At 58.1% G+C, this 14,167-nt stretch carries 12 protein-coding genes; 11 read left to right on the forward strand and 1 reads right to left on the reverse strand.

Features of this window, described 5'->3' with window-relative positions:
- The first annotated feature begins 254 nt into the window (after positions 1–254).
- The 10 genes from mraZ to ACR0EV_RS01690 all read left to right on the forward strand — a co-directional run bounded on the left by mraZ (position 255) and on the right by ACR0EV_RS01690 (position 10,346).
- Positions 255–758 carry a division/cell wall cluster transcriptional repressor MraZ gene (gene mraZ, locus ACR0EV_RS01645; RefSeq protein ID WP_480798504.1) on the forward strand — a complete coding sequence of 168 codons (504 nt, stop codon included), beginning with the start codon at positions 255–257 and terminating at the stop codon, positions 756–758.
- A gap of 4 nt (positions 759–762) precedes the next feature.
- Complete coding sequence (gene rsmH / locus ACR0EV_RS01650; RefSeq protein WP_480798505.1) at positions 763–1,755, forward strand: 16S rRNA (cytosine(1402)-N(4))-methyltransferase RsmH; 993 nt, start codon at positions 763–765, stop codon at positions 1,753–1,755.
- Entirely contained in the window at positions 1,752–2,120 is a 369-nt protein-coding gene (gene ftsL / locus ACR0EV_RS01655; RefSeq protein ID WP_171092339.1) for a cell division protein FtsL, read from the forward strand. Before rsmH ends, ftsL begins: the two co-directional genes overlap by 4 nt.
- Positions 2,117–3,904, forward strand: coding sequence for a peptidoglycan D,D-transpeptidase FtsI family protein (locus ACR0EV_RS01660; RefSeq protein ID WP_171092337.1), 1,788 nt, complete (start codon positions 2,117–2,119; stop codon positions 3,902–3,904). Before ftsL ends, ACR0EV_RS01660 begins: the two co-directional genes overlap by 4 nt.
- A 22-nt stretch (positions 3,905–3,926) precedes the next feature.
- Positions 3,927–5,426 (forward strand): UDP-N-acetylmuramoyl-L-alanyl-D-glutamate--2,6-diaminopimelate ligase, encoded by a 1,500-nt coding sequence (locus ACR0EV_RS01665; protein WP_480798506.1) that lies wholly within the window; start codon positions 3,927–3,929, stop codon positions 5,424–5,426.
- The gene (locus ACR0EV_RS01670; RefSeq protein ID WP_480798507.1) at positions 5,423–6,817 is read left to right on the forward strand and encodes a UDP-N-acetylmuramoyl-tripeptide--D-alanyl-D-alanine ligase; all 1,395 of its coding nucleotides are present in this window, start codon (positions 5,423–5,425) and stop codon (positions 6,815–6,817) included. Before ACR0EV_RS01665 ends, ACR0EV_RS01670 begins: the two co-directional genes overlap by 4 nt.
- Positions 6,818–6,853: 36 nt before the next feature.
- On the forward strand, positions 6,854–7,936 hold the full coding sequence (gene mraY, locus ACR0EV_RS01675) for a phospho-N-acetylmuramoyl-pentapeptide-transferase (RefSeq protein WP_171184995.1): 1,083 nt from the start codon (positions 6,854–6,856) through the stop codon (positions 7,934–7,936).
- A complete protein-coding gene (locus ACR0EV_RS01680; RefSeq protein WP_480798508.1) occupies positions 7,933–8,478 on the forward strand; it encodes an AAA family ATPase in 546 nt (181 codons plus the stop codon). The genes mraY and ACR0EV_RS01680 overlap by 4 nt, the downstream gene beginning before the upstream one ends.
- Positions 8,475–9,872 carry a UDP-N-acetylmuramoyl-L-alanine--D-glutamate ligase gene (gene murD / locus ACR0EV_RS01685; protein ID WP_480798509.1) on the forward strand — a complete coding sequence of 466 codons (1,398 nt, stop codon included), beginning with the start codon at positions 8,475–8,477 and terminating at the stop codon, positions 9,870–9,872. The genes ACR0EV_RS01680 and murD overlap by 4 nt, the downstream gene beginning before the upstream one ends.
- A 99-nt stretch (positions 9,873–9,971) precedes the next feature.
- Entirely contained in the window at positions 9,972–10,346 is a 375-nt protein-coding gene (locus ACR0EV_RS01690; protein ID WP_171092324.1) for a glycine zipper family protein, read from the forward strand.
- On the opposite strand, the gene ACR0EV_RS01695 is transcribed toward ACR0EV_RS01690, so the two are convergent.
- Positions 10,343–11,524 carry a BaiN/RdsA family NAD(P)/FAD-dependent oxidoreductase gene (locus ACR0EV_RS01695; protein WP_480798510.1) on the reverse strand — a complete coding sequence of 394 codons (1,182 nt, stop codon included), beginning with the start codon at positions 11,522–11,524 and terminating at the stop codon, positions 10,343–10,345. The two genes, ACR0EV_RS01690 and ACR0EV_RS01695, sit on opposite strands and share 4 nt — an antisense overlap.
- A gap of 813 nt (positions 11,525–12,337) precedes the next feature.
- Between ACR0EV_RS01695 and ACR0EV_RS01700 the strand changes: the two genes are divergently transcribed.
- A complete protein-coding gene (locus tag ACR0EV_RS01700; RefSeq protein ID WP_480798511.1) occupies positions 12,338–14,161 on the forward strand; it encodes an adenylate/guanylate cyclase domain-containing protein in 1,824 nt (607 codons plus the stop codon).
- Positions 14,162–14,167 lie beyond the last annotated feature (6 nt).

The following is a 14,167-nucleotide window of genomic DNA, read 5'->3' on the forward strand; positions in this document are numbered from 1 at the left end:
GACGAGGCAGCAGGGGCACCAAACGACCCCGAACCAAAAATACAAATCAGGTTTCATACAGGCATCTCGCTTTCATCACTCAAGAGATCCGGCGCGCGGGCGAGCAGACATCCCCCCAGGTGGCGCGTGCAGCTGGACATCCCGCAAAGCGGGTCAATGCGGCGGGTTGATCAGTGGCAGCAGATCAACCCGCCGTTTTTCTTCCGGGGGGAACGTGAATTTGAGGTGGGGCGCAAGCGAAAGGGACAGTCGTCTTGGCGCGCAGGTTTAGAGGTGAAAGCCACCATAAGGTGGACACGAAGGGCAGGGTCTCGATCCCGGCCTCTTTTCGCCGTGTGCTTGAAGCCTCTGATCCCAACTGGCAGCCCGGTGACAATCCTGAGCTTGTGATTGTGTATGGCGATCACCGCCGCAAATACCTTGAGTGTTATACGATGCAGGCGATTGACGAGGTCGACGCCAAGATCGATGCGCTTCCGCGTGGCTCGATGGAGCGCAAGATGCTGCAACGCATGTTCCACGGTCAGTCTTTTCCGACCAATGTCGATGAGACCGGTCGTCTGGTCTTGCCCGCCAAGCTGCGCACCAAGATCGACCTTGAAAATGAGGCCTTCTTTATCGCCGCTGGTGACACCTTCCAGATCTGGAAACCCGAGACCTACGAGGTCGAGGAACTGGCCAAGGCAGAAGAGTGGATGGACGATCTGCCCGACGATTTCGATCCGATGGTCTATCTCGACGGCGTCGGGGACGCGTGACGGCATGTCCGGCGCTGTCTCCTCCTCCGATAAACCCCATATTCCCGTTTTGCTGCGTCCATTGCTGGACGCAGTGTCTCCGGTATCCGGTATTTGGCTGGATGGCACATTTGGTGCCGGCGGATATACGCGTGGCTTGCTGGATGCCGGGGCCGAAAAGGTCGTTGGCGTGGATCGTGATCCTCTGGCCTTTGACATGGCCGCGGATTGGGCGAGCGAGTATGGCGACCGGCTGGTGATGCAGCCTGGTGTTTTCTCGCGGATGGACGAATACGCACGGGATCTGGACGGGGTAGTGCTGGACCTTGGTGTGTCTTCGATGCAGCTGGATCAGGCCGAGCGTGGTTTTTCCTTCATGAAAGACGGCCCCTTGGACATGCGCATGAGTCAGGAAGGCGAAAGCGCCGCTGATTTGGTCAACACATCGACCGAGGCGCAACTGGCTGACATCCTGTTCCATTTCGGCGAGGAACGCGCAAGCCGCCGGATCGCCAAGGCCATTGTGAAAGCGCGAAGCGAAGAACCAATCACTACGACCCTGCGTCTGGCTGAGATTATTGAATCCTGCCTGCCGCGCCCCAAGCCCGGACAATCGCACCCTGCGACCCGCAGCTTTCAAGGGCTACGGATCGCGGTAAACGCGGAATATGAAGAGCTTTTTCAGGGGTTGATGGCCGCGGAACGCGCGTTGAAGCCTGGCGGGCAACTGGCCGTTGTGACTTTCCATTCCATCGAGGATCGAATGGTCAAACGGTTCTTTCAGTCCCGCGCGGGTAAGACAGGGCGCGCAAACCGCTATGCGCCTGAAATCGAACAAAAGCAGCCGCAATTCACGCTGAAAACCCGCAAGGCCGTTGGGCCAGATGAGCAGGAATTGCAGGAAAACCCGCGTGCGCGGTCCGCCAAATTGCGCGTGGCAATCCGAACCGAGGCTCCGGCGGGGGAAATTGATGCCCGTGCCATTGGGATGCCGCAACTGGGGGGAAGGGCAAAATGAAGAGTATTTTGTATGTGTTGACCGCTCTGTCCGTTTTTGGATTGGCGCTCTGGGCCTATCAGGAAAACTACCGCACCCAGCAGGTGGTCAAAGAAACGCAGAAGCTCCAGCGCGAGATTGGCATGGCGCAGGTTCGTCTGGCCGTTCTGAATGCAGAATGGGCCTATCTGAACCGTCCGGACCGACTGCGTGAACTTGCAGATTTGAACTTTGAACGTTTGGGCCTGTTGCCCCTGCGGGCGGAACAGTTTGGACGTGCTGATCAGATTGCCTATGCCGAAGACCCCGATCTGCCCATCGTTGATCCGATTGAGTTGCAGGCCATCACCGACATTCAGGCGTTGGGCGAGGTACAGATTCCATGACCCGCACCCCCCTACGCCCTCTGGCCCGAATTCTTGATGCCCGCGCCCGAGGTGAAAATCCCAAGGCGATTGAACGGGAAAACATCCGCAAACGCCACGAGGATATGAAAGACCGCGCTCGCGCCCGTGCCGAAGGGCGGCTGTTGGTGCTGGGGCTGTTCTTCTTCTGCGCCTTCTCGGTTGTTGGGGTCCGCATGGGTATGCTGGCCACATCCGAAGCGCAGGAGCCTGTGGCAAGTGCGCCGGGTGCTGCCATTGCCATGCAGCGTGCCAATATCGTTGACCGCGAAGGGCGCATTCTGGCGACCAATCTGGACACTTATTCGGTCTACGCGCAGCCTCCCTTGATGATCGACCCGATTGCCGCCGCAGATCAGTTGGTGGCCATCTTCCCGGATCTGGACAAAGAGCGTCTGGTTAAGGATTTCACCGGCAAGCGTAAGTTCCTGTGGATTAAAAAACGCATCTCACCCGAACAGAAGCAAGCCGTGCACGACATCGGGGATCCCGGTATCCTGTTTGGCCCGCGAGAAATGCGCCTTTATCCCAACGGCAAGCTTGCCGCGCATATTCTGGGCGGGTCCGGCTTTGGTCGTGAAGGTGTCAGCGCTGCTGAAGTGATCGGTGTGGCCGGTGTCGAGAAACAGTTCGACGACTACCTGCGTGACCCGGCCAACGGCAACAAGCCGCTGCAATTGTCGCTGGACCTGACCATTCAGGCGGCTGTTGAGCAGGTGCTGTATGGTGGCATGAAGATCATGAACGCCAAGGGGGCCTCGGCGGTTCTGATGAACGTGCACACGGGTGAGGTTGTCTCAGCCGCGTCTTTGCCCTCGTTTGATCCAAATGACCGCCCACGCCCACCAACGTCGGGGTTTGATCCGTCGGACAGCCCATTGTTCAACCGCTATGTACAGGGCGTGTACGAACTGGGCTCGGTCTTCAAGATTTTCACTGCAGCGCAGGCCGTCCAACTGGGGCTGGTGAATTCCAACACCATCATCGACACGTCAGGCCCGATGAAGATCGGTCGCTTTCCCATCGGAGAGTTCAACGGCAAGAATTACGGAAAGATCAGCGTTGCGGACGTGATCGTACACAGCTCGAACCGAGGTACGGGCCGTTTGGCGTTGCAGATCGGTGCGCAACGGCAGCAGGATTTTCTGAACACGTTGGGCATGTTCGATCCAACGCCGTTTGAAATTGTCGAGGCCAAGGGCGGAGTGCCCCTGAAGCCCAAGAAGTGGGGCGAGTTGAGCACTGTGACCATTTCCTACGGCCATGGCTTGTCGACCAGTCCGATGCATCTGGCCGCCGGGTACGCGGCGATTGCCAATGGCGGGCATTATGTCAGCCCCACCATTTTGCGAAAAAACGGCCCGCAATACGGCCCTCGGGTCATGTCGGACAGCACGGCCCGTCAGGCTCAGAATATGCTGCGCAAAGTGGTGACAGATGGCACTGCTAGCTTTGCTGAAGTCAAAGGTTATGACGTGGCAGGAAAAACGGGCACTGCCGACAAGCCAAAGCCGCGTGGCGGGTATTACGATGACAAGGTCATCGCTACTTTTGCGACGATCTTCCCGGCCTATGATCCGAAATACGTTCTGATCGTTACTTTGGACGAACCTTCGATTGTGGCGTACGGCGAAAAGCGCCGCACTGCGGGCTGGACCGCCGTGCCGGTAGCTGCCGAACTTATTGGTCGCGTCGCACCTTTGCTGGGCTTGCGTCCTCGGCTTGAGCCTGAGGCGGGCGCTGCTATAACGCTGACCTCAAACTAGGCTGTCCGGCAAGAGGTGGGTCATGGGCACAAGGACAAAGAAACTCAACCAACTGGCCCTGACTGCACGCGGGGGCGCAAACCCTGACATCACAGGTCTGGCTGTTGACAGCCGTGAAGTGAAAGACGACTTCCTGTTTGCGGCTCTTCCCGGCACGCGGGTGCATGGCGGAGAGTTCATCCGGTTTGCCCTGCGCATGGGGGCATCCGCGATCCTGACAGACGCCGAAGGGGCCCAGATCGCCGAAGCCGAGCTTACCGATTCAGACGCCGCACTGATTGTGGTCGAAGACCCGCGTCAGGCGCTAGCGGGTGCAGCCGCGTTGTGGTTTGGCGCACAACCAAAGACCATCGTTGCTGTCACCGGGACCAATGGTAAAACATCTGTCGCCACCTTTGTGCGCCAGATTTGGTCTGAATTGGATCACGCTGCTGTCAATCTTGGAACCACCGGGGTTGAGGGCGCATGGACCGCACCGTTGGCCCATACCACCCCTGAGCCAATCACCCTGCATCGTTGTCTGGCAGAGGCGGCTGAAAATGGTGTGACCCATGCCGCGATGGAAGCGTCGTCCCACGGCCTGGAGCAACGTCGCCTGGATGGCGTGCATCTGACGGCCGCAGGGTTTTCCAACTTCACACAAGACCATCTGGACTATCACGAAACCTTCGAGGCGTATTTTGCCGCCAAGGCCGGGTTGTTCGACCGTGTGTTGCCGCAAGACGGTACGGCGGTGATCAATCTGAGTGACCCTAAGGGCGCGCAGGTCCAGCGGATCGCAAAATCCCGGGGCCAATCGGTGTTGACCGTTGGTCTTGGCGATGCTGATTTGTGCCTGATCAATCAGCGGTTTGACGCCACAGGACAGGACCTGCGCTTTTCGTGGCAAGGCCGAACCTATCAGACTCGTCTGAACCTGATCGGAGGGTTTCAAGCCGAAAATATCCTGCTGGCCTGCGGGTTGGTCATCGCTGCTGGCGACAGCCCAGAGCAGGTTTTTGAAACTCTGCCGCATCTGACGACTGTACGAGGGCGGATGCAACTGGCCGCAACGCGCGACAACGGCGCAACGGTTTTTGTGGATTACGCCCACACGCCCGACGCGGTGGCCACGGCCCTCAAGGCGCTGCGCCCGCATGTGATGGGGCGTCTGATCACCATCGTTGGGGCAGGCGGTGATCGCGACGCCACGAAACGCCCTCTGATGGGCAAGGCGGCGGCGAACCATGCTGATGTGGTGTTTGTCACCGACGACAACCCACGCAGCGAAGACCCGGCCACTATCCGCGCAGCCGTCATGGATGGTGCGCTTGAAGCCGCAGGCCAGGCCAGCGTGACCGAGGTCGGTGACCGCGCCGAAGCCATTTTGCGCGGCATTGACGCGCTGCAACCGGGCGATGCGCTGCTGATCGCTGGTAAGGGGCACGAAACTGGCCAGATTGTCGGGGATCAGGTCCTACCCTTTGATGACGTTGAACAGGCCAGTATTTCTGTGGCTGCGCTGGACGGGAGGGTTGCATGACACTCTGGACAGCATCCGAGGCCGCCGAAGCTACGGGCGGTCAGGCCATGGGTGATTGGATTGCCAATGGTGTGTCTATCGACACGCGCACGCTGCAGCCCGGCGATCTTTTCGTGGCACTTAAAGCCGCGCGGGACGGACATGACTTTGTGGCGCAGGCACTGGAAAGAGGCGCAGGGGCCGCGCTGGTGTCGCGCATGCCTGATGATGTGCCGGAGGGCGCGCCTCTGCTGATAGTCGAGGACGTTCAGGCAGGTCTCGAAGCTTTGGGCCAGGCGGCACGGGCGCGAACGGACGCACGTGTTGTGGGTGTGACCGGCAGTGTAGGCAAGACGTCGACCAAGGAAATGCTGGCGACGATCCTCGAAACACAAGGTAAAACCCATGCCAGCGTGGCCAGTTACAATAACCATTGGGGCGTGCCACTTACATTGGCCCGGATGCCGTGCGACACGGAATTTGCCGTGATTGAGATTGGCATGAACCACCCGGGTGAGATTGCTCCGCTGGCTAAACAGGCGCGCCCGCATGTGGCACTGGTCACGACTGTAGCTGCAGTGCACTTGGAAGCCTTTGAATCAGTCGCAGGCATCGCCCATGAAAAAGCGGCAATCCTTGAAGGGTTGGAGCCCGGCGGAGCCGCGATTGTAAACGCAGACATAGAACACGCCGACATTCTGCGCCAAACTGCACTGGACCTCGGGACGGGGATCGTTGATTTCGGTCGTAAGGCTTCTGATTACCGATTGACCGATGTACAGCAAGCGGCCAACGCCGTGAACGCTCAGGCCAGGGTCGGTGATCATACCATCCGCTTTGAGGTCAATTCTGCCGGTACGCATTTTGCTATGAACGCGCTTGGGGCTCTGGCCGCGTGCGTGGAACTGGGTGTTGATCTGGATCAGGCGATCACGGGCTTGCGCGCGTGGTCGCCGGTTAAAGGGCGCGGCGTACGCGAAAGCTTATCGCTGTCTGGCGGTGGTCAAATCGAACTGTTGGACGACAGCTATAACGCCAACCCAACCTCGATGGAGGCCGCACTGGACGTGTTGGCTGCCTCGCAAGGTACTCGTCGCATCGCGTTTTTGGGTGACATGAAGGAACTGGGCTCGCAGGAAGTGGCGATGCACGCCGAAATGGCGAATGTTGCAGCCATGGGGAAAGTGAATCAGGTGCATTGCATTGGCCCTTTGATGCAGGCCATGCACAAGGCGCTACCCGATGACAAGCGCGGGCTCTGGTTTGAAACCAGCGCTGAAATGGCCGAACACCTGAACGCATTGATCCATGATGGCGACACTGTGTTGGCCAAGGGGTCTCTCAGCATGGCATTGGCGACGATTGTTGACGGTCTGCGCAAAATGGGGCAAGGGAGCGCGCTTGATGGGTGATCGCGCCCAGACGCCGCGTGTGAGAAAGGTATTGTCATGCTGTATTGGTTGACCGCCCTGTCGGACGGAGGGGATTTCTGGAACCTCTTCCGCTACATCACCTTCCGCGCGGGTGGTGCCTTTTTAACAGCGCTTATCTTTGGTTTCCTGTTCGGAAAACCCCTGATCAATGTGCTGCGCAAAAAGCAGGGCAAGGGTCAGCCGATCCGCGATGACGGCCCAGAGGGCCATTTTTCCAAGGCCGGCACACCGACCATGGGTGGATTGCTGATTGTTGGTGCGCTTGTGACGTCGACCCTGATCTGGGCGCGGTGGGACAATCCATATGTCTGGATGGTACTGTTCGTAACGCTGGCCTACGCCGCCATCGGATTTGCGGATGACTACGCCAAAGTGTCGAAGCAAAATACGAAGGGCGTCTCAAGCAAGATGCGCCTTGCGCTAGGCGTCATTATTGCGGTTCTGGCCTCGCTCTGGGCGTCGTTGCACCACCCGGAGGCATTGCAGAACCAACTGGCGGTGCCTGTGTTCAAGGACACTCTGGTCAATCTGGGCCTGTTCTATATTCCGTTTGCGGTGGTCGTGATCGTGGGGGCCGCCAATGCGGTGAACCTGACCGACGGTCTGGACGGACTGGCGATCATGCCCGCAATGATTGCCGCCACGACCCTTGGAATCATTGCCTATGCGGTTGGGCGCGTGGACTTTACCGAGTATCTGGACGTGCACTACGTGCCCGGAACCGGCGAAATCCTGATCTTCACGGCTGCTTTGTTCGGCGGTGGTTTGGGCTTTTTGTGGTACAACGCACCGCCTGCGGCGGTCTTCATGGGTGACACCGGTTCATTGGCACTGGGTGGTGCACTGGGTGCGATTGCCGTCGCCACCAAGCACGAGCTTGTTCTGGCCGTGGTCGGTGGTCTGTTCGTGGTCGAGGCACTAAGCGTGATCATTCAGGTCCTCTACTTCAAGCGCACCGGTAAGCGGGTCTTTTTGATGGCCCCGATCCATCACCACTATGAGAAAAAAGGCTGGGCTGAACCGACCATCGTCATCCGTTTCTGGATCATCTCGCTGATCCTGGCGATGATCGGACTGGCAACGCTGAAGGTAAGGTGAGCAACCGTCGTATTGTGCTGTCAGGCTGTTCAGGAGGCGGTAAATCCACCCTCCTGCAAGAGATGGCGCGGCGCGGCTATGCGACTGTCACAGAACCCGGCCGCCGAGTCGTAACCGCGGAACAGCAGGTCGGTGGAACCGCGTTGCCCTGGACAGATCCTGAAGCGTTTTGCCGGAAGGTCATCGAGACGGCCTTCAACGATATGACCCAAGCCCCGGACGGTTTGGTTCTATTCGACCGGTCCGCACTGGACGCTTTGATCTGGTTTGATCGCACGGGTACTGATTTAGAAAATGCCCTGCGAGACCAGATCGTCCGGCTTGACTATGACCGTCAGATTTTTCTGTTTCCGCCCTGGCCTGAAATCTATGTGAAAGACAGTCAGCGTCAGCACGATCTGGTTGACGCTCTTGCGGAATATGAGGGTTTGTGCGACCGCTTGCCCAAACTTGGTTTCAAGACCACCCTTGTTCCAAAGCGACCTGTCAAAGAACGGGCGGATTGGCTTGAGGCGCAGCTAGACGAAGGAAGTAAGACATGATCCCGGTCAAAGGTTTTACAGGGCAGAAAGTCGCCGTTCTAGGGCTGGGTCGATCAGGCTTGGCGACAGCACGCGCCTTGCGTGCTGGCAAGGCCGAGCCTGTGTGCTGGGACGACAACCCGGCAGCTCGTGAAGCTGCCGAAGGCGAAGGATTTACCTGCGTTGACCTGCGCAAGCACGGGGCGTTTGACGGCATTGCGTCGCTGATCGTCTCACCGGGCATTCCGCATCTTTATCCTGAACCGAACCCTGTGGTGGCTGCTGCCTTGGACGCTGGAGTACCGGTCGATAACGACATCGGCCTGTTCTTCCGTTCCTTCGCGGGGTCGGAATGGAACAACTACGACACGCCGCCGCGCGTGATTGCGGTGACGGGCTCGAACGGGAAATCCACCACGGCGGCGTTGATCCACCACATCCTGACCGAGGCCGGGCGTGAGGCACAGTTGGCAGGCAATATCGGACGCGGGGTTCTGGATATCGATCCGGGCGGCGATGGCTCGGTGGTGGTTCTGGAACTCAGCAGCTATCAGACAGAACTTGCCCGTGCACTTACGCCTGATGTGGCTGTTTTCACCAACCTCTCACCCGATCATCTGGACCGACACGGCGGCATGGGCGGTTATTTCGCGGCCAAACGGCGCCTGTTTGCGGAAGGTGGGCCGGACCGAGCGATTATTGGTATTGACGAGATCGAAGGCGCGTTTCTGGCCGGACAACTGGCCGAAGGACCAACGGATGACCGGGTGATCCGCATCTCGGTTGCGCGCAAACTGACAGGCCCGGGGTGGCAGGTGTTCGCACGCAAAGGTTTCTTGTCGGAATACCGCAAGGGGCGTCAGGCAGGTTCCATCGATCTGCGCGCGATCAAGGGGCTGCCCGGTGCCCATAACCATCAAAACGCCTGCGCTGCTTACGCCGCTTGCCGGTCGCTGGGCCTTGCGCCACGTGTGATCGAGGATGCGCTGCACTCTTATCCGGGCCTACCGCATCGCAGCCAGATCATTGCCGAAGCCGGTGGGGTTACTTATGTCAACGACTCCAAGGCGACCAATGTCGACAGCGCATTGAAGGCGTTGAGCGCGTTCAAAAACATCCGCTGGATTTGCGGCGGGCTTGAAAAAGAGGGCGGTATCGCAGCTCTGAACACGGCAGCGGATCAGGTGCGCAAAGCGTATGTGATCGGTCGCGAAGCGGCTGGTTTTGCGATGCAGCTGGAAGCGGACGCGCAGGTTTGCACCACGATGGAGGCCGCAGTGGGACAGGCCATCGAAGACGCGGAAGAGGGTGACACGGTGTTGCTCGCACCAGCTGCGGCAAGTTTCGATCAATATGACAATTTCGAGCAACGCGGCGATGACTTTACAGAACAAGTGCGTAAACGACTGACGTAAGGCGACGCTCTGCCGGTTGATCTGGACTTTTCCCAATCAGATTGACACTTTGTGGGAAGTAAGGTTGCGTCACCTTCAGTTCACAAAGAGGTAGCGGATATGTCTGCACGCAAAATTTTCTTCGCCCTTCCCGTGGTCGCGCTGGCCGGAGCCTGCGCCAACAGCGGGGCGAATTATGTCCCGATCATCGATGGGGCGGTAGGGCCCAACTATCAGTCTGATCTGGCCAATTGTCAGGCGCTGGCGCGGTCTCAGCCAACGCTCGACAGCAACACGGCGGGCGCCGCTGCCATCGGCGCGGCCGGTGCTGCGGCAACCACTGCAATCATCGACAACAGCGCCAGCGATCTGGGCCGTGCAGCAGCAGCCGGTGCGTTGATTGGTGCTGGTGCAAGCGCGATCAACAACACTCAGAATCAGGAAGTGATCGTTCGCAACTGTATGCGTGGGCGCGGGTATAACGTCGTAGGCTAACGCTCGGCGGCAATGGCAACGCCGGCGACATGGCCTGAAGACCAAGCCCACTGGAAGTTGTAGCCGCCCAACCAGCCGGTGACATCCACCGCTTCACCAATTGCAAAGAGGCCAGGGACATCCTTGGCCTCCATGGTTTTAGATGACAAATCGTCGGTATCGATCCCGCCCAGCGTGACTTCAGCCGTGCGATACCCCTCGGTTCCCGATGGAAGCAACTGCCACGCGGATAGGGCTGCGGTCAGGTCTGCCAGCTTCGCATCTGACTGATCCGCAAGGTTCCCGGACATCGAAATGACATTGCTGAGATAGTCCACCAACCGGGCCGGTAGGTGGCGTGCCAGTTCTGTTGTCAAAGCCTTTCGACCCCCGCTCTGACGCTGCGTCCGCAACAGATCGAACAGCGGCAGATCAGGGATCAGGTTTACCCTGATCGCTTCACCCTCGTACCAGTAGGATGACAACTGCAACACCGACGGCCCGCTGAGACCGCGGTGAGTAAACAGCAACGCTTCGTCAAAGCTGGTGCGGTCGTTCGACAGCCGAGCGGGCAGGGAAACACCGGACAAGTCCTTGAACCGACCATCCGAAAAAGTGAACGGTACCAACGCGGCGCGCGTGTCGGTCACGCGCAAGCCAAATTGCCCGGCAATGTCATAGGCCAACCCGGTCGCGCCCATCTTGGGGATCGACTTGCCGCCGGTGGCCAGTACCAGATTGGCGCAAGTCAGGTGCTGCCGTTGCCCGTCACGTTCGACCTCCAGTGCAAACCCGCTTTCAGTCTTGCGCAGATCGCGCAGAGACGTTTGCACCCACAGCTCTGCTTCTGCATCGCGCATCTCGTCCAGCAGCATCTGTATGATCTGTTTAGATGACCCATCACAAAACAGCTGACCCAGTGTTTTCTCGTGCCAGGCAATATTGTGACGCTCAACCAGATCGACAAAATCCCACTGGGTATACCGTGCCAAGGCGGATTTGCAGAAATGCGGGTTTTGCGACAGGAAGTTGCTCGGGCTTGCGTACATATTGGTGAAATTGCAGCGCCCACCGCCAGAGATACGGATCTTTTCGCCCGGTGCTTTGGCGTGATCAATCACCAAAACGCGCGCGCCACATTGGGTTGCGCACATCATGCCTGCGGCTCCGGCCCCCAATATAATCGTGTCGAACCTCATGCACCGCCATTGGCGCGGTTTTCGTGCAATGACAAGAGCGAAAGCCGCGCCAGCTGTTGGGGCGTCAAAATTTCGTTGCACGATTAACGATTCTCAGGGATCCACGGCGCGCCACTTTTCGAGGTGTTGAACAGGCAAAAATGTACCTAAGGCACTATGCAACTTGGGAACGGGCCCACGAGCGCATCTGGGTCACTTCGAAATAAACTGCGGGCGGTAAACTATACAATCGTTATAGTTGAGACATTGGTAAGTTATACCGAAGCGATACGACACTTGGTTTGAACGTTATCTGTCCCTTTTGTTTGCATTGGGAAGGCTGCATAACACTCAACCTTAATTGGGTTTTTCAGTTCGTTTGTCCCGCGCGTTGGACGTGCAAGGCAGCAGTAACGTCAAGGCTTCTGAAGCTCGTTCTCAATACTATCCGCCAACGTTTAGACGTCGATTATACGCGTTTTGCGGGAAAGAAACGTCTTTTCTTACCAATCTCGACCAGTCTGCCACCGCCCCCAGAGCGGTTGGAAAAAGTCTGGTCTGAGGGTGCAAAGCAAAATTAAGTCGACGAAGGTTCACAAAACACATACAATAACCTGCATTAGATTGAACTTAACACATTTTAGAAACCGAATTTTTCCGTTAGGCCGACAAAAGCCTTGTGAAACCCATCCAGAGCAAGGGTCGGTCCTGCGAACTAAAGACGGCGTTGTAAGGAGCACAACCTCCGGATCAGCGTCTCGTACACATCGGATGCAGCCTGATTATTCTTGGGCCGGCGCATCCCAAATAGTTAAAGAAGTCAGAGATACGATCATGGGATTAAACCTGAATCTATACAGGCCAACCGAATTGCCTAAGGCACAGCTCAGGGCCATTCTTTTTTTGGATGCTTGCGACTACTCAGTTGAAGTGCGCGAAGCCGAGGTTGAAACTCTCGCCACAATCCGCCGCGACCTAAATTGCGCCAGTGAACTGGTTCAAAGCTTTCGGGGTCGCGTTACGGGTCTGACAGGTGACGGCCTGTGCGCAGTGTTTCCAAGCGCGCGCGCCGCGGTGGAAACAGCGTTGGGGGTGCAGGAGGTGCTGACCCAAAGCGCTGAACGCTACGCCAAAGGATACCGCGTCGGTGTGCATCTGGGTGACACGTTTGAGGTCGATCAGCAAATCATTGGTGACGCAGTTAACACGGCGGCCCGGATCGAAAGCGTGGGCTCCCCCGGCGAAGTTCTGGTTTCGAGCGTTGTGCGCAATGCCTTGCGCGGGCGAAACGACTTTCTCTTTAACTCTGTCGGCCGTCCCAAGCTCAAGAATATCGGCGCTTCGCTTGAGCTGTTCACGGTAGCGCGGGCGACAATAGAGGGCGCGCTTGAGCAGGTTTCAACAGCAGGTCCCATGCCTGTGCCAGCAAGTCAGCCTGCGCGTGTTTCACTGCCGTCGTCGATTGCACACCCCCGTCCGAATTTTGTGGTTGGTCTGTTGTCTCCGGATGTGGGGGCAGGGTCTGAGACGGCCACTTTTGTCTCCAACATCGTTGCAGAGCAATTGTCAAAATCGCTGATCGAGATCGAAGCGCTTGAAGTGCAGGATTACCGGGTGTCACAAATTCCGCTCCCGACTGATCCATTGACGACAGGACCTGATCTTTTCCTGCAATGCCGGGCGGCGAGTTGCGGTGACATGCTGCAAGTGTCTGCCACTGCCATGAGGTCTGAAGACCGCAAAGTGATCTGGAGCCAGAACGTGGTGGCTGATCAGGGTGATTTTCTGGGGCAAAACTGTTCTGGCCTGACATCCTTCATCAGCTATGCCACCGATGCACTGCTCACCGCTCTGCTCAACGGGCGTCATATGCGTGATCCGGCTGCGCATCATGCTGCCAAGACGGCGGTTGCGGCCGTGCATCATCTGTTGACCATGAGCGGGCCGGGATTGGACGAGCTAGAGGCAGACATCCTGGCCGCGTACGAGTTGGATCCCAAGCCGGTCTATCTGGCCTGGCTGGCTTACGTGACCACGTTCAAGGTCGGCGAGCGATATGGTACATGGGACGCCACGCTTGAGGCGCAGGCGCGCGACCTGGCCCGCCGCGCGGTCGAAGCTGACCCGAACAATGGCACCGTGCTGGGCCTTGTTGCTCATGTGCACTCCTACGTGTTTCGCGAGTTTTCGGTTGCACAGGATCTGGTGGACCGCGCGTTGGAACTTAGCCCGTATCGCGCCATGAGCTGGGATTCGGCTGCAATGCTCTACTGCTACACGGACCGACCTGCGTTAGCGCGGGAAGCTGCACAGCAGGCCAGGCTGGTTGGGCGTCACAGCCCGTATCGGCACCTGTTTGACGGTGCGGCCTGCGTTGCATCGCTGGTCAATGGCGATTTCGAAAAGTCCATCGAATTTGGTGAATCCGTGATGGAAGTTCAGCCACAGTTCAAAACCGTCATGCGCTATCTGGCGGCGGCTTACGGACATGCGGGAAACCGCCAGATGGGAGAACAGGCCTTGAAGCGTTTAATCGATCTGGAGCCGGACATGTCACTGGCCTGCATTCAGCAGGATCGTTTCCCGGTGCCGACCCGGTTCAGCGCGCATTTGATGGAAAGCGGCCTGTCACGGATCGGGTTGCCACAGCAGGTCTAAGTGTTT

This window comes from Ruegeria sp. CF8 (genome assembly GCF_056537285.1).

Bases quoted from the DNA above. Each gene is read 5' to 3' on its own strand.
- rsmH (WP_480798505.1), top strand. From the start codon at position 763: ATGTCCGGCGCTGTCTCCTCCTCCGATAAACCCCATATTCCCGTTTTG.
- ftsL (WP_171092339.1), top strand. From the start codon at position 1,752: ATGAAGAGTATTTTGTATGTGTTGACCGCTCTGTCCGTTTTTGGATTG.
- ACR0EV_RS01660 (WP_171092337.1), top strand. From the start codon at position 2,117: ATGACCCGCACCCCCCTACGCCCTCTGGCCCGAATTCTTGATGCCCGC.
- ACR0EV_RS01665 (WP_480798506.1), top strand. From the start codon at position 3,927: ATGGGCACAAGGACAAAGAAACTCAACCAACTGGCCCTGACTGCACGC.
- ACR0EV_RS01670 (WP_480798507.1), top strand. From the start codon at position 5,423: ATGACACTCTGGACAGCATCCGAGGCCGCCGAAGCTACGGGCGGTCAG.
- mraY (WP_171184995.1), top strand. From the start codon at position 6,854: ATGCTGTATTGGTTGACCGCCCTGTCGGACGGAGGGGATTTCTGGAAC.
- murD (WP_480798509.1), top strand. From the start codon at position 8,475: ATGATCCCGGTCAAAGGTTTTACAGGGCAGAAAGTCGCCGTTCTAGGG.
- ACR0EV_RS01690 (WP_171092324.1), top strand. From the start codon at position 9,972: ATGTCTGCACGCAAAATTTTCTTCGCCCTTCCCGTGGTCGCGCTGGCC.
- ACR0EV_RS01695 (WP_480798510.1), bottom strand. From the start codon at position 11,524: ATGAGGTTCGACACGATTATATTGGGGGCCGGAGCCGCAGGCATGATG.
- ACR0EV_RS01700 (WP_480798511.1), top strand. From the start codon at position 12,338: ATGGGATTAAACCTGAATCTATACAGGCCAACCGAATTGCCTAAGGCA.